This window comes from Streptomyces sp. NBC_00536 (assembly GCF_036346295.1).
In the GTDB taxonomy this organism is placed as follows: domain Bacteria; phylum Actinomycetota; class Actinomycetes; order Streptomycetales; family Streptomycetaceae; genus Streptomyces.
The window spans coordinates 3,957,421-3,974,374 of record NZ_CP107819.1; the positions used below are offsets into that span (position 1 = coordinate 3,957,421).

At 69.2% G+C, this 16,954-nt stretch carries 16 protein-coding genes; 5 read left to right on the forward strand and 11 right to left on the reverse strand.

Annotation, left to right across the window (positions count from 1 at the left end):
• Positions 1–17: 17 nt before the first annotated feature.
• Together OHS33_RS17240 and clpB are read right to left on the reverse strand one after the other, a co-directional pair.
• A complete protein-coding gene (locus tag OHS33_RS17240; protein ID WP_330331300.1) occupies positions 18–575 on the reverse strand; it encodes a YbjN domain-containing protein in 558 nt (185 codons plus the stop codon).
• Between the two features lie 135 nt (positions 576–710).
• Positions 711–3,296: an ATP-dependent chaperone ClpB gene (gene clpB, locus OHS33_RS17245; RefSeq protein ID WP_330331301.1), complete on the reverse strand. Its 2,586-nt coding sequence runs from the start codon at positions 3,294–3,296 to the stop codon at positions 711–713.
• Positions 3,297–3,439: 143 nt separating this feature from the next.
• On the opposite strand from clpB, the gene OHS33_RS17250 reads away from it, so the two are divergent.
• Positions 3,440–3,844, forward strand: coding sequence for a pyridoxamine 5'-phosphate oxidase family protein (locus tag OHS33_RS17250; RefSeq protein WP_330331302.1), 405 nt, complete (start codon positions 3,440–3,442; stop codon positions 3,842–3,844).
• Between the two features lie 211 nt (positions 3,845–4,055).
• On the opposite strand, the gene OHS33_RS17255 is transcribed toward OHS33_RS17250, so the two are convergent.
• Positions 4,056–4,379 carry a (2Fe-2S)-binding protein gene (locus tag OHS33_RS17255; protein ID WP_330331303.1) on the reverse strand — a complete coding sequence of 108 codons (324 nt, stop codon included), beginning with the start codon at positions 4,377–4,379 and terminating at the stop codon, positions 4,056–4,058.
• The gene (locus tag OHS33_RS17260; RefSeq protein ID WP_330331304.1) at positions 4,376–4,672 is read right to left on the reverse strand and encodes a hypothetical protein; all 297 of its coding nucleotides are present in this window, start codon (positions 4,670–4,672) and stop codon (positions 4,376–4,378) included. Before OHS33_RS17260 ends, OHS33_RS17255 begins: the two co-directional genes overlap by 4 nt.
• Positions 4,673–4,756: 84 nt before the next feature.
• Here OHS33_RS17260 and OHS33_RS17265 point away from each other — a divergent pair, with 84 nt between their 5' ends.
• Positions 4,757–5,839 carry a helix-turn-helix transcriptional regulator gene (locus tag OHS33_RS17265; RefSeq protein ID WP_330331305.1) on the forward strand — a complete coding sequence of 361 codons (1,083 nt, stop codon included), beginning with the start codon at positions 4,757–4,759 and terminating at the stop codon, positions 5,837–5,839.
• 122 nt (positions 5,840–5,961) lie between these two features.
• Here OHS33_RS17265 and OHS33_RS17270 read toward each other — a convergent pair whose 3' ends face one another.
• From OHS33_RS17270 to dnaK, 4 genes are read right to left on the reverse strand one after another with little or no spacing between them, the layout of a single operon-like run.
• Positions 5,962–6,414: a heat shock protein transcriptional repressor HspR gene (locus OHS33_RS17270; protein WP_330331306.1), complete on the reverse strand. Its 453-nt coding sequence runs from the start codon at positions 6,412–6,414 to the stop codon at positions 5,962–5,964.
• A 1-nt stretch (position 6,415) separates the two neighbouring features.
• A complete protein-coding gene (dnaJ, locus tag OHS33_RS17275; RefSeq protein WP_330331307.1) occupies positions 6,416–7,606 on the reverse strand; it encodes a molecular chaperone DnaJ in 1,191 nt (396 codons plus the stop codon).
• A gap of 41 nt (positions 7,607–7,647) precedes the next feature.
• Positions 7,648–8,325: a nucleotide exchange factor GrpE gene (grpE, locus tag OHS33_RS17280; protein ID WP_330331308.1), complete on the reverse strand. Its 678-nt coding sequence runs from the start codon at positions 8,323–8,325 to the stop codon at positions 7,648–7,650.
• Complete coding sequence (dnaK, locus tag OHS33_RS17285) at positions 8,325–10,175, reverse strand: molecular chaperone DnaK (RefSeq protein ID WP_330331309.1); 1,851 nt, start codon at positions 10,173–10,175, stop codon at positions 8,325–8,327. Before dnaK ends, grpE begins: the two co-directional genes overlap by 1 nt.
• Positions 10,176–10,485: 310 nt before the next feature.
• Here dnaK and OHS33_RS17290 point away from each other — a divergent pair, with 310 nt between their 5' ends.
• Both OHS33_RS17290 and OHS33_RS17295 read left to right on the forward strand, forming a co-directional pair.
• Entirely contained in the window at positions 10,486–11,070 is a 585-nt protein-coding gene (locus OHS33_RS17290; protein WP_330331310.1) for a sugar transferase, read from the forward strand.
• Positions 11,071–11,199: 129 nt separating this feature from the next.
• On the forward strand, positions 11,200–13,437 hold the full coding sequence (locus tag OHS33_RS17295) for a (Fe-S)-binding protein (protein WP_330331311.1): 2,238 nt from the start codon (positions 11,200–11,202) through the stop codon (positions 13,435–13,437).
• A 97-nt stretch (positions 13,438–13,534) separates the two neighbouring features.
• Here OHS33_RS17295 and OHS33_RS17300 read toward each other — a convergent pair whose 3' ends face one another.
• Positions 13,535–14,584, reverse strand: coding sequence for a hypothetical protein (locus tag OHS33_RS17300; RefSeq protein WP_330331312.1), 1,050 nt, complete (start codon positions 14,582–14,584; stop codon positions 13,535–13,537).
• A gap of 238 nt (positions 14,585–14,822) precedes the next feature.
• Here OHS33_RS17300 and OHS33_RS17305 point away from each other — a divergent pair, with 238 nt between their 5' ends.
• Complete coding sequence (locus tag OHS33_RS17305) at positions 14,823–15,785, forward strand: Yip1 family protein (RefSeq protein ID WP_330331313.1); 963 nt, start codon at positions 14,823–14,825, stop codon at positions 15,783–15,785.
• 82 nt (positions 15,786–15,867) lie between these two features.
• Here OHS33_RS17305 and OHS33_RS17310 read toward each other — a convergent pair whose 3' ends face one another.
• Entirely contained in the window at positions 15,868–16,365 is a 498-nt protein-coding gene (locus tag OHS33_RS17310; RefSeq protein WP_330331314.1) for a phosphoribosyltransferase, read from the reverse strand.
• Complete coding sequence (dcd, locus tag OHS33_RS17315; RefSeq protein WP_330331315.1) at positions 16,362–16,949, reverse strand: dCTP deaminase; 588 nt, start codon at positions 16,947–16,949, stop codon at positions 16,362–16,364. The genes OHS33_RS17310 and dcd overlap by 4 nt, the downstream gene beginning before the upstream one ends.
• Positions 16,950–16,954 lie beyond the last annotated feature (5 nt).

Sequence of the window (16,954 nt, forward strand, 5' to 3'; positions counted from 1 at the left end):
TGCCGGCGCCTGCGGACTCAGTTCTTCGAGTCGTCGTCGCCCTCGGCGTCGTCGCTCTTGTCCGCGGAGTCCGCCGAGTCGACGTCCTTCTCCAGGCCGAACTGCTCCAGGAGCCACTTGTCGAACTCGATGGACGCGCGGACCCAGCTGACCGTGGAGGACACGAAGTGCTCCAGGGAGACGCCGGTGCCGATCAGCATCTGCGCCTCACCGATCAGACGGACCGAGCCGTCGTCGTGGGTGTGGCTGTAGACCTTCGGCCACAGGGTGCGGCGGTTCCAGTCGTCGATGGCTTCGAGGAGCTGGTGCTTGTCCTCGATGGCGTGCGGGCGGTCGTAGAACGTCCGCACCGAGAAGACCTGCTGCTCGCCTTCACCACGGAACATGAAGTACGTGCGGAAGTCCTCCCACGGCGCCGCGAGGTCACCCTCGTCGTCGACGACGTACTTCAGCTCCATCTGCTCCAGGAGCTGCTTGACCAGATCCTGGTCGGGGACGACGGGTCCCGCCGAGCCTGTGGCCTGCGGTTCGGGCTGACCCCCGAAGTTCGGAATCGAGGCCGGGTCGATGCTCACCGTGTACTTCCCTTCGTGCGGATACCTTCATCCTCCCCCATCGCGCCCACCCCGTGTCCACCCCCGTACGCCTGATCCGCTCCGGGCGGACACGCATAAGAGCTGGTTAAAGGCGGGATGCTGGTCAAGGAGGGATCACAGCGCCTTGCCGACGAGCAGGCCGTCGCCCGCCACGTCCACGCGGACGGTGTCGCCGTCCTTGACCTCGCCCGCCAGGATCTCGCGGGCCAGCCGGTCGCCGACCGCGGTCTGGATCAGGCGGCGCAGCGGCCGCGCTCCGTACGCCGGGTCGTTGCCCTTGTCGGCGAGCCAGGCCAGCGCCTCGGGGGTCACGTCCAGGGTCAGCCGCCGCTCCGCGAGACGGGCCGCGAGGCGGGCGATCTGGAGTTCGGCGATGTGCGCCAGCTCGTCCCGGTCGAGGGCCGAGAACACCACGAGGTCGTCGAGCCGGTTGATGAACTCCGGCTTGAAGCTCGCCCGGACCACCTCCAGGACCTGCGCCTTCTTCACCTCCGCCGAGGTCAGCGGGTCCATCAGGTGCTGGCTGCCCAGATTCGAGGTCAGCACCAGGATGGTGTTGCGGAAGTCCACGGTCCGGCCCTGCCCGTCCGTGAGACGCCCGTCGTCCAGGACCTGGAGCAGCACGTCGAAGACCTCCGGGTGGGCCTTCTCCACCTCGTCGAGGAGGACCACCGAGTACGGGCGCCTGCGCACCGCCTCGGTGAGCTGGCCGCCCTCCTCGTAGCCGACGTATCCGGGCGGGGCGCCGACGAGCCGGGCCACGCTGTGCTTCTCGCCGTACTCCGACATGTCGATGCGGATCATGGCCCGCTCGTCGTCGAAGAGGAAGTCGGCGAGGGCCTTCGCCAGCTCGGTCTTGCCGACACCGGTGGGGCCCAGGAAGAGGAACGAGCCCGTCGGCCGGTCCGGGTCCGCGATCCCCGCACGGGTGCGGCGCACCGCGTCCGAGACGGCCTGCACCGCCTCCTTCTGCCCGATCAGACGGCGGCCCAGTTCCTCCTCCATGCGCAGCAGCTTCTGCGTCTCGCCTTCGAGGAGCCGTCCGGCCGGGATGCCGGTCCAGGCGCCCACCACGTCGGCGATGTCGTCCGGACCGACCTCGTCCTTCACCATGGTGTCGAGGGAGACCTCCGCCTCGGCCTCGGTGGCCTCCGCCAGCTCCCGCTCCAGCGCCGGGATCTCCCCGTACAGCAGCTTCGAGGCCGCGTCGAAATCGCCGTCGCGCTGGGCGCGCTCGGCCTGTCCGCGCAGGTCGTCGAGGCGTTCCTTCAGCTCGCCGACCCGGTTGAGGGACTGCTTCTCCTTCTCCCAGCGGGCGTTCAGGCCGCGCAGGTCCTCCTCCTTGTCGGCGAGGTCCTTGCGGAGCTTGTCCAAGCGCTCGATCGAGGCCGGGTCGGACTCGTGGTTCAGGGCCAGCTCCTCCATCCGGAGGCGGTCGACCGAGCGCTGCAGCTCGTCGATCTCCAGCGGGGAGGAGTCGATCTCCATGCGGAGCCGGGACATGGACTCGTCCACCAGGTCGATCGCCTTGTCGGGGAGGAACCGCGAGGTGATGTACCGGTCGGACAGGGTGGCCGCGGCGACGAGCGCGCTGTCGTTGATGACCACCTTGTGGTGGGCTTCGTAGCGGCCCTTGAGCCCGCGCAGGATCGCGATGGTGTCCTCGACGCTCGGCTCGGCGACCAGCACCTGCTGGAAGCGGCGCTCCAGGGCCGGGTCCTTCTCGATCCGCTCGCGGTACTCGTCCAGCGTGGTCGCGCCGACCATCCGCAGCTCGCCGCGGGCCAGCATGGGCTTGAGCATGTTGCCCGCGTCCATGGCGGAGTCCCCGCCGGCGCCCGCGCCGACGACGGTGTGCAGCTCGTCGATGAAGGTGATGATCTGCCCGTCGCTGGACTTGATCTCCGCGAGGACGGTCTTGAGCCGTTCCTCGAATTCGCCGCGGTACTTGGCGCCGGCCACCATCGCGCCGAGGTCCAGGGAGACGAGCCGCTTGTTCTTGAGGGACTCGGGGACATCGCCCTTCACGATCCGCTGGGCCAGACCCTCGACCACGGCCGTCTTGCCGACGCCGGGCTCGCCGATCAGCACCGGGTTGTTCTTCGTCCGGCGCGACAGCACCTGGACCACCCGCCGGATCTCCTGATCCCGGCCGATCACCGGGTCGAGCTTGCCCTCGCGGGCCGCGGCCGTGAAGTCGGTGCCGAACTTCTCCAGGGCCTTGTACTGGCCCTCGGGGTCGGGGGAGGTCACCCGCCGCCCTCCTCTTGAGGTCTCGAAAGCGGTCAGCAGCCGGTCGGCGGTCGCGCCTTGTGCGGAAAGGACCTCGCCCGCCGGGCCGCCCTTGGCGGCGATGGCGATGAGGAGGTGTTCGGTGGAGAGGTACTCGTCGCCGAGCCGTCCGGCCTCGCGGTCGGCCTCGGCGAGTACGGCGAGCAGGTCGCGGCTGGGCTGCGGCGGCGCGACCGTGGATCCGGTGACGCTGGGCAGCGCGGCGAGCAGGCGCTCGGCGCCCGCCCGTACGACGGCCTGGTCGGCCTCGGTGGCGGCGAGCAGGTCGGTGACGTTCTCGTTGTCCTCGCCCGTGAGCAGGGCCAGCAGCAGGTGCGCGGGGGTCAGGTCGGCGTGGCCGGCCTGGACCGCCCTGCTGGTGGCGGCGTTCAGGGCGGCCCGGCTCTTGTTGGTCAGCTCGGCGTCCACGTACGGCTCCTCTCCGTTCCTTCTTCCGTTCCCTCTTTGCCATGGGAAGCGTGCACAAAGTTGAGTCTATTCCACTCAAGGGGGAGCCAGGGGCGGAACGGGCCCCGCGAACTCGTGCGCCGCGGCCTCGTACGCTTCGGCGCATGTCCCATGACGTACTCAACCCGACGGCCGACTACCTCGCCTTCTGGCGGGAACGGCACGTGTGCACGCTGACCACCCCGCGCCCCGACGGGACGCCGCACGTCGTGCCCGTGGGCGTGACGTACGACCCGGAGGCCGGGGTGGCGCGGGTGATCAGCAACAAGCACAGCAAGAAGATCCGCAACGTCCTGGCGGCGGGGCCCGAGGGGGTGCGGGCGGCGGTGTGCCAGATGGCGGGGCGTCGCTGGGCGACGCTCGAAGGGCGCGCCACGGTCCTCGACGACGGGGCGGCGGTCGCCGAGGCGGTGGAGCGCTACGCGGAGCGGTACGGACGCGTCCCGTCGCCCAATCCGGACCGGGTCGTCCTGGTGATCACGCTCGACCGCGCGATGGGCCGCGCCTGAGGGGCGGAGCAGGGGTGTGCCCCTCGGTGCGGTGCCATGGCGAGCGGTGCCGCCGTCAGCGGCGCCACTGATTTATTCGGGCCAATTCCGGAAGGTTTCCGGTTCAAGCACTGGACGCGGGGTGCACAGCGGCGCCATCGTGTTCAGGTTCACGATGGCGCCGCTGTGTGGGGGAAGCGCCTGAGCGATCTGCGACGACGGGGGAATCGCTTCAGGCACTGCGGGGGGTGGCGGAGGTGACGGTGGTGGCATCGGGTTCGAAGAGCTGGTGGTCGCGCTGATCCAGATTGACGAAGACCATTCCGTAGCGCACCTCGCAGCGGACGGGCTGCGGCGCACCGCGCGGGCGGCGCAGGCAGCGGTAGGCGCGGACGTCCTCGTCCTCCTCGCGCACGACGACGATCGGCTGGCCGAAGAGGGTGACCATCAACGAATCGCCAGTGTGGGGGATGGCCGTGACGAGATCGATGAACTGCCATCCGGAGCGGTACGCGGATGCCATTTCGCGACGGAAGTCGCGGTCGTCGGGGGTCATGAGGCCACCGCCTCGGGCTGAGAGGTCCATCCTGTGTCGCCTCCGGTGCCTTGCGGTGCATCGGTCCAGCCCGTGTCGTCCTTCAGATCGTTCTTCAGAACCGGCGCACTGGTCCAGCCGGTGTCGAACGATGTTCCTGCCGGCGCACTGGTCCAGCCTGTGTCATAGCTGGCCCTAGCGCTCCCCGCGTCAGTGTCGACGGCGCTTATTGCACCAAAAACGGCAACGGCGGAGAAAACAACGGCAAGCGCCGAGCGAAGCATTCTTTTGTACATGGTCGGCTTCGTCCTCACTTGATGGAATCCTCTCCCCCGCGTGTCCGACGATGGCTCATTCAGGCACGTCACTGCCACAGGGACGATGCATCATGTTCTTGCATGTTCAGGACCCTGGGGGGTGGAGATTTGCCCAGAAGCGGCACAAACGAGACACATCCCCACCCCGTCACGTCTCTGTGTGACGAGGGAGCGCGTCTCTACGCGGCGGCGCTCAGCACGGGCCGTATCGCAAGGGGAGAAGTTGAAAACGCCCCCTGCCTGCTTGAATTCGCTCTTCTGCAGCCCGATCCGGACGACGCGAACCAGCTGCGTCCGGTTCCCCCATCCGTCGCATTGGCCCAACGGCTGCATCCGATTGAACGCGAGATCCAGGACCGCCGACGCAGCGCTGTAGATCTCACCGACGCTTTCGAGCCGTTCCTTACCATCAGCGCCCAGAGTCCCGCCAACACCCACGCCATCACCGTGCTGGAGGGCTTCGAGCGGATCAACGCCGCCCTGAACCTGGCCACCGCCGAATGCCACACCGAGGTGCTGACGGTCCAGCCCGGCGGCGCCCGGCCCTCGCTGGCCCTGACCCAGGCGCTGGAACGCGACGCGCCGCTGATCGACCGCGGGGTCAGCATACGGACCCTCTACCAGCACACCGCGCGGCACAGCCAGGGCACGCTGGCCTACGTCGACCGGATCTCCGCGGGCAAGGTGGAGATCCGCACGCTGGAAGAACTGATAGAGCGCCTCATCATCTTCGACCGCACCGTGGCCTTCATCCCCGCCAGCGACGACCGGCGGGTGGCGCTGGAACTGCGCCACCCGGGTCTCGTCGAATACCTCATCAAGGTCTTCGAGCAGCTCTGGCGGCGCGCTGTGCCCCTGCGCCAGGAAGTGACGTACCGGCACACCCCCGAGGGGATTTCGGGCGTCCAGCGCTCCATCGCGCAGCTCCTGGTGGAGGGGTACGTCGACGAGGCCATCGCCCGGCGGCTCGGGATGAACGTACGGACGGCCCGCGCGCACATCGCGAAGCTGGCCACCGTCCTGGGCAGCGGGAGCCGCGCGCAGCTCGGCTTCCTGATCGCCCAGTCGGGGATCCTCGACGGACCGGGCAGCCTGCCGGGCGGCGGCGGACTGACCGCCGAACACGACCCGGACCCGGACCTCGGCCCCGGCCACCTCGTGTGAACACGGTCGTGTGAACGCGGTCGTGTGAACGCGCGAAGGCCCCGCCCCCCGGGCAGGGGGGCGGGGCCTTCGTGGCCGGTTTCGTGGCCGGTACGGCGTACCCGGTACGGCGTCGCCGCGGGTCAGTCCAGCGGCCGCTTGGGGCTGGGGCGCCAGACCACCAGGGCGTTGCCCGGCTGCGGCGGCTGGTACGGGACCAGGTCCCGCCGGTACGAAGCGTGCACCTGGGCCTCGCGCTGGCGCAGCACCGCCGCCGCTCCGTCCACAGCTGTGGACAGTTCGGCGACGCGCTGCTGGAGCGCGGCGACCTGGTTCTCCAGCTCGATGATCCGCTTGATGCCCGCCAGGTTGATGCCCTCGTCCTGGGACAGCGCCTGCACCGTGCGGAGCAGCTCGATGTCACGGGCCGAATAGCGGCGGCCGCGGCCGGCCGTCCGGTCCGGGGAGACCAGACCGAGGCGGTCGTACTGGCGGAGGGTCTGCGGATGCAGACCCGAGAGCTGGGCGGCCACCGAGATGACGTAGACCGGGGTCTCGTCGGTCAGCTGATAAGGATTGCGTCGGCGGCCGTCCATGTCATGCTCCCTTCGCGGACTCGAACAGGATGGAGCGCGGATCCTCCGAGGCCGTGGCGTCGCGGAACGACTCCAGCGCCTCACGGGCCTTGTCCGACAGCTCCGTCGGGACGGCCACCTCGACCGTCACCAGCAGGTCGCCGCGGGTGCCGTCCTTGCGGACCGCGCCCTTGCCACGGGCGCGCATCGTGCGCCCGTTGGGGGTGCCCGGCGGCAGCTTCAGCGTCACCGCGGGGCCGTTCAGGGTCGGCACCTTGATGTCGGCGCCCAGCGTCGCCTCGGCGAAGGTGACGGGGACGGTGACCGTGAGGTTGTCGTCCCTGCGCCCGAACACCGGGTGGCTGCCGACGTGCACGACGACGTACAAGTCGCCGCCGGGACCGCCGCGTTCGCCCGGAGCGCCCTTGCCGCGCAGCCGGATCCGCTGGCCGTCGGAGACGCCCGCCGGGATCCGGACCTGCATGGTGCGCGAGGAACGGGCCCGGCCGCTGCCCTTGCAGATGTCACAGGGGGTCTCGGCGATCAGGCCGCGGCCCTTGCAGTCCGCGCACGGGTCGGTCAGCGAGAAACCGCCGCCGCTGCCGCGCGAGACCTGCCCGGTGCCGACGCAGGTCGGGCACACCCGGGGCGTGCCGTTCTTGTCGCCGGTGCCCGAACACGCCTTGCAGGGTGCCTGCGAGGACATCCGCAGCGGCACCGTGGCCCCGTCCACCGCCTCCGTGAAGGAGAGGGTGACCTCGGACTCGATGTCCTGGCCGCGGCGCGGCTGGGTGCGGGTGCCCGCACCGGCGCCCGCGCCACCGCGGTTGAACAGGCCGCCGAAGACATCGCCCAGACCGCCGCCGAAGCCGCCGGCGCCCGCTCCGCCCCCGCCCTGGGCGCCTCCGAAGAGGTCGCCCAGGTCGAAGTTGGAGAAGCCGCCACCGCCGCCGGGACCGGGGCGGAAGCCACCGTTCCCGAACAGCGCGCGCGCCTCGTCGTACTCCTTGCGCTTCTTGGCGTCCCCGAGGATGTCGTGCGCCTCGGAGATCTCCTTGAAGCGCTCCTCGGCCGAGGAGTCACCCTTGTTGGCGTCCGGGTGGAACTCGCGGGCGAGCTTCCGGTACGCCTTCTTGATCTCGGCCTCGGTCGCGTCCTTCGGGACACCGAGGACCTTGTAGTAGTCCTTCTCGACGAAGTCCTTAGTGCTCATCCTCGGTGGCCCTCCTCTCGTGACGTGCTGACATCAGACCTTCAGCCCTTGTCGGACCCGTCCGTGTCCGTACCCGGCTCGGCCGCGTCCTCGGACTTGGCCGGAGCGGCCGCGCCCGGCTGGGGCTCGGCCACCGCGACGCGCGCGGGACGGATCGTACGCTCGCCGATCCGGTAGCCCGGCTGCAGGATCGCCACGCAGGTGTCCTCGGTGACGTCCGGCGCGTACGAGTGCATCAGGGCCTCGTGGATCGTCGGGTCGAAGGGCTCGCCCTCCTTGCCGAACTGCTGCAGGCCCATCTTGGCGGCGGCCGTCTCCAGCGATTCGGCCACCGACTTGAAGCCACCGAGCAGTTCGCCATGTTCCCGCGCGCGGCCGATGTCGTCCAGCGTCGGGAGCAGTTCGGTCAGGAGGGACGCGACCGCGATCTCCTTGACGGCGATCCGGTCCCGCTCGACCCGGCGGCGGTAGTTCTGGTACTCGGCCTGGAGCCGCTGGAGGTCCGCGGTGCGCTCGCCGAGCGCGGTACGGGCCTGGTCCAGCTGAGCCAGCAGAGCGGTTTCCTTGCCGAGCGACTCGGCTGCTCCTGCGTCCCCGGCCGGGGCCGCCTTCTCCTCCTTGGAGGAGTCGGCGGCCTTCGGCTCGGCAGCGGCGTCATCCGCCTTGTCGCCGGTGGGGACTTCGGGCTTCTCGTCGAAGCCCGGGGTCTCCTCCGACATCAGGCAGCGCCGCCCTTCGGCTTCTCGTCGTCGACGATCTCGGCGTCGACGACATCGTCATCGGCCTTGGCCTGGCCCGCGCCGGCACCCTCGGCGCCCGCGGCACCCTGGGCGGCCTGCGCGTCGGCGTAGATCGCCTGGCCGAGCTTCTGGCTGACGGCGCCGAGCTTCTCGGTCGCGGTGCGGATCTCGGCGGTGTCCTCGCCCTTGAGCTTTTCCTTCAGCTCGGCGATGGACGCCTCGACCTCGGCCTTGACGTCGGCCGGGACCTTGTCCTCGTTGTCCTTGACGAACTTCTCCGTCTGGTAGACGAGCTGCTCGCCCTGGTTGCGGGACTCGGCCGCTTCCTTGCGGCGCAGGTCCTCGTCCGCGTACTGCTCCGCCTCCTGGCGCATGCGGTCGACCTCGTCCTTGCCGAGCGAGGAGCCGCCGGTGACGGTCATCTTCTGCTCCTTGCCCGTGCCAAGGTCCTTGGCCGTGACGTGCATGATGCCGTTCGCGTCGATGTCGAAGGAGACCTCGATCTGCGGGATGCCACGCGGGGCCGGCGGCAGGCCGGTCAGCTCGAACATGCCGAGCTTCTTGTTGTACGCCGCGATCTCGCGCTCGCCCTGGTAGACCTGGATCTGCACGGACGGCTGGTTGTCCTCGGCCGTGGTGAAGATCTCCGACCGCTTGGTCGGAATGGTCGTGTTCCGCTCGATGAGCTTGGTCATGATGCCGCCCTTGGTTTCGATACCGAGGGACAGCGGGGTCACGTCGAGGAGCAGGACGTCCTTGACCTCACCCTTGAGGACACCCGCCTGGAGGGTCGCGCCGATGGCGACGACCTCGTCCGGGTTGACGCCCTTGTTGGCGTCCTGGCCGCCGGTCAGTTCCTTGACCAGCTCGGCGACGGCGGGCATACGGGTCGAACCGCCGACGAGAACGACGTGGTCGATCTCGGACAGGTTGATGCCCGCGTCCTTGATGACGTTGTGGAACGGCGTCTTGCAGCGCTCCAGCAGGTCCGCGGTCAGCTGCTGGAACTGGGCGCGCGTGAGCTTCTCGTCCAGGTGCAGCGGGCCCTCGGCGGACGCCGTGATGTAGGGCAGGTTGATCGAGGTCTCCGTGGAGGAGGACAGCTCGATCTTCGCCTTCTCGGCGGCCTCGCGCAGACGCTGCAGCGCCATCTTGTCCTTGGCGAGGTCGACGCCGTGGCCGTTCTGGAACTGCTTCACGAGGTACTCGACGACGCGCTGGTCCCAGTCGTCACCACCGAGGTGGTTGTCACCGTTGGTGGCCTTGACCTCGACGACGCCGTCACCGATCTCAAGGAGCGACACGTCGAAAGTGCCGCCACCGAGGTCGAAGACGAGAATGGTCTGGTCGTCCTTGTCGAGACCGTAGGCCAGGGCGGCGGCGGTCGGCTCGTTGACGATGCGCAGGACGTTCAGACCCGCGATCTCACCGGCCTCCTTCGTCGCCTGACGCTCGGAGTCGTTGAAGTAGGCCGGGACGGTGATGACCGCGTCCGTGACCTTCTCACCCAGGTAGGCCTCGGCGTCACGCTTCAGCTTCTGCAGGATGAAGGCGCTCATCTGCTGCGGGTTGAAGTCCTTGCCGTCCAGGTTGATCTTCCAGTCGGTGCCCATGTGGCGCTTGACCGACCGGATGGTCCTGTCGACGTTGGTGACCGCCTGGCGCTTGGCCACCTCGCCGACGAGGACCTCGCCGTTCTTGGCGAAGGCGACGACGGACGGCGTGGTCCTGGCGCCCTCGGCGTTGGTGATGACGGTGGGCTCTCCGCCTTCCAGAACGCTGACGACCGAGTTGGTGGTGCCCAGGTCGATGCCGACCGCACGAGCCATTTTGATTCCTCCAGCAACGCAAAACACTGACTTGAGTGGAACAGACTCAAGGATGCCCCATCCGCCCCATCCCGTCAACAGACCTGAGTCGAGCCCGCTCAACTTTTAGGTGGCTCTTACGCTCAGTGGGTGTCGCCTCCGGCGGGCCCTCAAACGCCGGGCGGGCTGGATCGGGGCATTTCAGCCCCGCCGGCGTTTGAGGCGCGGGGTCCGAGGCAGAGCCCCGGGGCGGGCGGGGTCGCAGGGCCAGGCGGGCGACCGGCCCGCGCGCCCCCACCCCCCGCCGGGAGGCGTACGGCACGGTGCCTGCATGCCGCTGCTGCTGCCCCCCGCCCCCCTGACCGCGCGCCCCGCGCTAGCCCCCCCGCCGGCCAAGCGGGTCGCCGACCTCCTCGGCGCGCTGCTCCTGCTGGCCGTGCTCGCCGTACCGCTGGGCATCGTGTGCGCGCTGCTGTACGCCGCCCCGCGCGCGGGCGTCTTCGTACGGGAGACCCGCGCCGGGCTCGGCGGCCGCCCCTTCCGCACCTGGCGCTTCCGCACGGACGGCCCGCTGCTCGGCCCCGCCCTGGACCGGTACGCCCTCGACGGCCTCCCGCAGCTGCTGAACGTGGTGCGGGGCGAGATGTCCCTGGTCGGGCCGCGGCCGCTGGCCCGCGCGGAGCACCCCGACCGGCTGCTCGTCCGCCCCGGAATGACGGGCCTGTGGCAGGTGAGCGCGCGCTCGGACCTGCCCTGGGAGGAGATGGACCTGCTGGACCGGCACTACGTGGAGAACCACTGGCTCGGGATGGACCTGGCGATCCTGGCGCAGACCCCGCGCGCGCTGCTGCGTACGGCCGGACCGAAGCCGACATCGAAGCCCTTGGCGGCCCCCGCACCGCGAAGGGTGGCCTGAGCGACACAGATCACCGCGCGCTCGGCTACATTGCGGCACGGGAAATGGGTAATCTCAAGGCTTGACTGACTAAGTTACTGCTTAGTAAGTGCCCGAGTGCCCGCCCTGGCCCGCCCGAGGAGCCTTCCCATGCAACTCGCCGCGATCATCGTGTCGCTGGTCCTGACCGTGGTCGGCGTCGCGCTGCTCGCCCGAGCCGTGGCGCAGATCTACCGGTTCGTGAAAATCGGCCAGCCCGTGCCGGCGGGCAGCCGCACGGACGACCCGAAGGCACGAACGTTCACCCTGGTCAGGGAGTTCCTCTTCCACAGCCGGATGAACCGCTGGGGCATCGTCGGCTTCGCGCACTGGTTCGTCGCGATCGGCTTCCTGACGCTGCCCCCGACGCTGGCGCAGGCCTACGGCCAGCTCTTCCAGGCCGACTGGATGCTGCCGATCATCGGCGACTTCCTGCCGTTCGAGCTGTACATCGAGTTCATCGGTGTGATGACGACCGTCGGCATCCTGGTGCTGATGGCCATCCGCCTGGCCAACCTGCCCTCGCGGGCGGGCCGCAAGTCGCGCTTCACGGGCTCGAAGGCCTGGCAGGCCTACTTCGTCGAGTACATCATCCTCACCATCGGCCTCGCGATCCTCACCCTGCGCGGCCTTGAGGGCGCGATCCACCACGTCGACCACTACGAGCCGGCGTACTTCCTCTCGTACCCGCTGGTGCTGGCCTTCAAGGGCCTCTCGGTCGGCGCGCTCCAGAACCTCATCTACTTCACCGCGATGATCAAGATCGGCACCTCGCTGATCTGGATGATCGTCGTCTCGCTCAACACCAACATGGGTGTCGCCTGGCACCGCTTCCTCGGCTTCCCGAACATCTGGTTCAAGCGGAACGCCGACGGCGCGGTCGCGCTCGGCGCGCTCCAGCCCATGACCAGCGGCGGCAAGGTCATCGACTTCGAGGACCCGGGCGAGGACGACGTCTTCGGCGTCTCCCAGGTCGAGCAGTTCTCCTGGAAGGGCATCCTCGACTTCTCCACCTGCACCGAGTGCGGCCGCTGCCAGTCGCAGTGCCCGGCGTGGAACACGGGCAAGCCCCTGTCCCCGAAGCTCCTGATCATGTCCCTGCGCGACCACGCGCACGCCAAGGCGCCGTACCTCCTCGCGGGCGGCGGCAAGGACATGGAGGGCAACGAGAAGGCGACCCCGGAGCAGCTGGCGAACGTACCGGCGGCGGCCCTGGCGGAGGCGGAGCGCCCGCTCATCGGCACCGCCGAGGAGAACGGTGTCATCGACCCGGACGTGCTGTGGTCCTGCACCAGCTGCGGCGCGTGCGTGGAGCAGTGCCCGGTCGACATCGAGCACATCGACCACATCGTCGACATGCGCCGCTACCAGGTGATGATCGAGAGCGCCTTCCCGAGCGAGGCCGGGACGATGCTCAAGAACCTGGAGAAGAAGGGCAACCCCTGGGGGCTGGCCAAGAAGCAGCGCGTCGAGTGGACGAAGGAGGTGGACTTCGAGGTCCCGATCATCGGGAAGGACGCGGAGGACCTCTCCGAGTTCGACTACCTCTACTGGGTCGGCTGCGCCGGCGCGCTGGAGGACCGGGCGAAGAAGACCACGAAGGCCTTCGCGGAGCTGCTGAACATCGCGGGCGTCAAGTTCGCGATCATGGGCGGCGACGAGAAGTGCACGGGTGACTCCCCGCGCCGCCTCGGCAACGAGCCGCTGTTCCAGCAGCTGGCCTCGGAGAACGTCGCGATGCTGAACATGGCCTTCGGCGAGGACGACGAGGACCCGGAGACGAAGAAGCCGAAGTCGGCCAAGCGGATCGTCTCCACCTGCCCGCACTGTTTCAACACCATCGCGAACGAGTACCCGCAGCTGGGCGGCGAGTACGAGGTCATCCACCACACGCAGCTGCTCCAGCACCTGATCGACGAGGGCCGCCTCACGCCGGTCACCCCGGTCGACGGGCTGATCACCTACCACGACCCCTGCTACCTGGGCCGGCACAACAAGGTCTACACGCCGCCGCGCGAGATCATGTCGGCCGTGCCGGGCCTGCGCCAGCAGGAGATGCACCGCCACAAGGAGCGGGGCTTCTGCTGCGGCGCCGGTGGCGCGCGGATGTGGATGGAGGAGCGGATCGGCAAGCGCATCAACAACGAGCGCGTCGACGAGGCCCTGTCCCTGAACCCCGACATCATCTCGACCGCCTGCCCGTTCTGCCTGGTCATGCTGACCGACTCGGTCAACGGCAAGAAGAACGACGGCCAGGCGAAGGAGTCGGTGCAGGTCGTCGACGTGGCGCAGCTGCTGCTGGAGTCGGTAAAGACGCCCGCGGAGCCGGAAGCCGAGCCGGCGAGCTAGCGCGAACGCGTACGCACGCACGTACGGCGGCGGCCGGTACCCCCGAAGAGGGGGTACCGGCCGCTTCTGCGTGGGCCTTGGCTTGGGTCAGCTCTGGTCAGCTCTGGTCCGCGCGGCTGCGGCGGAGCATCGCGAAGCCGAGGCCCGCGGCGCCGACGGCGGCCATGCCGCCGCCCGCGGCGAGCAGGGCCGGGGTGCCCGCGTCGGCCTGCTGGGTGACGCCCTCGGCGCCCGCCTTCACGCCGCCCTTGGGAACGACCCGCTGGTCGGCCTTCTTCTCGACCGGCTTGTCGGCCTTCTTCTCGGTCTTCTTCTCGGCGGTGTACTTCTCGATGAGCTTGCCGCTGAAGTCGTAGACCCAGCTGCTGCCGCCGTTCTTGCCGTCGATGACGACGAACTTCACGCGGTGGCCGTCCTGGACGAGCTTGTACGTCCAGCCGTCGTTGACCTCGCTGGGGTTCTTGAGGTCGATGGCGCCGAGGAAGGTGCCGTTCGCCATGAACAGCTCGACGCGCTTGCCCTTCGGCCCGTCGATCAGCTTCGCGATCCGGCCGTCGGCCATCGTGACCCGGACGGAGGTCTCCTTGCGGACCTCCTGCTTCTTGTCGTCCTTCTTGTCGTCCTTCTTGTCGTCCTTCTTCTGGTCCGTGCCCTCGATCCAGGAGGTCACGGTGCCGTTCGGCTGGAGGGTGACGTGCATGCCGTTGTTCTGGCCGTAGGCGGGCTTGCCGTCCTTGCTGACCAGGGTGTCCAGCTTGGTGGACCCGGCGAAGATGTCGGCCTCGAAGTGGCGGTCACCGAACTTGTAGACCTTGGCGACCGAGCCGTCGGCGAGCTTGACCGTGGTCACGAACGCGCGCAGGTTGCCGTCGGGGCGCGGCTTCTCGGTCTTGTCCGGGGTCTTGTCCGGGGTCGGCGTGACCGGGGTCGGCGTGACCGGCTTGTCGGGCGTCGGGTCCGTGACCGGCTTGTCCGGCGTCGGGTCCGTCACCGGCTGCTCGATGCCGGGCAGGACCTCCGCGTCGGGGGCGGCCGGGGAATCCGCGAAGGCCGCGCCCACCGGGAGGGCCAGCACGGCGACCGCTCCGGCGGTGACGGCGGCGGCGCGGAGGGTGTTGCGGCGGGTGCTTCGGCGGGTGCTGCGCATGGTCTCGGCTCTTCCTCGTGGACTTCGGGGCTGCGACACCACCGAAGCTACGGGGGACATATGTGCGTATTAGGTAGGCAAGGTAACGAGAGACCGCAGAGTGCCCCGCAGCCGTGTAAACCGCCCCTGGGGCGGGCCCCCGAGGGTTCCCCTAGGGGATGTCACAGGTCAGCCGCAAAGGCCCCCGGTTCCGGCCGCCCGCACACCGCCGGTCGCCGGACCGGGTACGTTCGATCACGTGGCAGGATTCAGGATCGGACGCGGCCGGGACAACAACCGTGCTCCGCAACAACCCCCGCAGCAGCAACAGCCGTACGGGCAGCAACAGCAGCCGCCGTACGGCCGGCAGGCCCATCCCCCGGCAGGCCCGCCGCCGCAGCAGCAGTGGCCCCAGCCCTCGCCGGGCGGTCACGGGGAGCCGGAGTACTTCGACCCCCGCACGGGCGCCCCGGGCGCTCCGCCGTACGCGGGCGGCCAGGGATACGACGGCTACGGCGGCCAGGGGAACGACGGCTACGGCGGTCAGGGCGGCGGCCCGGGCGGTGGTTCGTACGCGGACAACCCCGGGTACACCCAGGCCTTCGCCGTCGGCGAGGACCCGTACAACCAGGGCGCGACCTACCACGCGGGCGCGGCCCAGGCCCCGGCCGGTCCCACCGGTCCGCGACTGAAGTGGAAGGACCTGCTCCGGGGCATCGTCATGCAGCCCGGCCCGACCTTCCTCCAGATGCGGGACTACCCCGTCTGGGGTCCGGCGCTGGTCGTGACGTTCCTGTACGGCCTGCTCGCGGTCTTCGGCTTCGACAAGGCCCGCAAGGACGTCATCAACGCGACCCTGGCCAACGCGGTCCCGATCGTCCTGACCTCGGCCGTGGCCTTCGTCATCTGCGGCCTGATCCTGGGCGCGGTCACGCACACCCTGGCCCGCCAGCTGGGCGGCGACGGCGCGTGGCAGCCGACCATCGGCCTGTCGATGCTGGTCATGTCGGTCACGGACGCCCCGCGCCTGCTGTTCGCGCTGTTCCTCGGCGGCGACAACGTCCTCGTCCAGGTGCTGGGCTGGGCCACCTGGGTGGCGGCCGGCGCCCTGTTCACCTCGATGGTCAGCAAGTCGCACGACCTGCCGTGGCCGAAGGCCCTCGGCGCGTCCGCGATCCAGCTGATCGCGCTGCTGTCGATCATCAAGCTGGGCACCATCTAGAGCCCGTTGCCCCATCCACGCGGGAGGGCCCGTACGCGATGCGTACGGGCCCTCCCGCGCGTCCTGCGCGTCCTGGGGGGTCTCAGGCGTCGAGGACCTGGCCCTCACGCTTCACCACGGGCGGTTCGACCGACCAGGGGAAGTTGATCCACTCGTCGGTCTTCTTCCACACGTATTCGCACTTCACCAGGGAGTGCGACTTCTCGTAGATCACGGCCGACCGGACCTCGGCCACGTGGTCGAGGCAGAAGTCGTGGACGAGCTTGAGCGTCTTGCCGGTGTCGGCGACGTCGTCCGTGATCAGCACCTTCTTGGCGGTGAAGTCGATCGCCTCGGGGACGGGGGCCAGCATGACGGGCATTTCGAGCGTCGTGCCCACGCCGGTGTAGAACTCCACATTCACGAGGTGGATGTTCTTGCAGTCCAGCGCGTACGCCAGCCCGCCCGCCACGAAGACGCCGCCGCGCGCGATGCTGAGGATGATGTCGGGCTCGTAACCGTCGTCGGCGATGGTCTGCGCCAGCTCGCGGACGGCGCGCCCGAACCGCTCGTAGTCGAGGTTCTCGCGTACTTCGCTCATGCCTGGTGCCTCACCTGGGTGCGGTGGAAGTTCTGGAAGGACCGCGACGCCGTCGGTCCGCGCTGCCCCTGGTAGCGCGAGCCGTAGCGATCGCTCCCGTACGGGAACTCGGCGGGCGAGCTGAGCCGGAACATGCACAGCTGCCCGATCTTCATGCCCGGCCAGAGCTTGATGGGCAGGGTGGCGACGTTCGACAGCTCCAGCGTGACGTGGCCGGAGAACCCGGGGTCGATGAACCCGGCGGTCGAATGCGTCACCAGCCCCAGGCGGCCCAGGCTGGACTTGCCTTCCAGTCTGGACGCGATGTCATCGGGAAGCGAGACGACCTCGTACGTCGAGGCGAGCACGAACTCACCCGGGTGGAGAATGAACGCCTCATCGCCCTCGGGCTCCACCATCCGGGTCAGGTCCGGCTGCTCGGTGGCGGGGTCGATGTGCGCGTAACGGTGGTTCTCGAACACCCGGAAGAACCGGTCGAGCCGCACGTCGATGCTGGAGGGCTGCACCATCGAATCCTCGAACGGGTCGATGCGAACCCGTCCGCTGTCGATCTCGGCACGGATGTCTTTGTCGGAGAGAAGCACGTCCC

Coding starts and splice junctions, on each gene's coding strand:
- OHS33_RS17250 (WP_330331302.1), top strand. CDS start 3,440: ATGTCCCATGACGTACTCAACCCGACGGCCGACTACCTCGCCTTCTGG.
- OHS33_RS17255 (WP_330331303.1), bottom strand. CDS start 4,379: ATGACCCCCGACGACCGCGACTTCCGTCGCGAAATGGCATCCGCGTAC.
- OHS33_RS17265 (WP_330331305.1), top strand. CDS start 4,757: ATGTTCAGGACCCTGGGGGGTGGAGATTTGCCCAGAAGCGGCACAAAC.
- OHS33_RS17270 (WP_330331306.1), bottom strand. CDS start 6,414: ATGGACGGCCGCCGACGCAATCCTTATCAGCTGACCGACGAGACCCCG.
- dnaJ (WP_330331307.1), bottom strand. CDS start 7,606: ATGAGCACTAAGGACTTCGTCGAGAAGGACTACTACAAGGTCCTCGGT.
- grpE (WP_330331308.1), bottom strand. CDS start 8,325: ATGTCGGAGGAGACCCCGGGCTTCGACGAGAAGCCCGAAGTCCCCACC.
- dnaK (WP_330331309.1), bottom strand. CDS start 10,175: ATGGCTCGTGCGGTCGGCATCGACCTGGGCACCACCAACTCGGTCGTC.
- OHS33_RS17290 (WP_330331310.1), top strand. CDS start 10,486: ATGCCGCTGCTGCTGCCCCCCGCCCCCCTGACCGCGCGCCCCGCGCTA.
- OHS33_RS17295 (WP_330331311.1), top strand. CDS start 11,200: ATGCAACTCGCCGCGATCATCGTGTCGCTGGTCCTGACCGTGGTCGGC.
- OHS33_RS17300 (WP_330331312.1), bottom strand. CDS start 14,584: ATGCGCAGCACCCGCCGAAGCACCCGCCGCAACACCCTCCGCGCCGCC.
- OHS33_RS17310 (WP_330331314.1), bottom strand. CDS start 16,365: ATGAGCGAAGTACGCGAGAACCTCGACTACGAGCGGTTCGGGCGCGCC.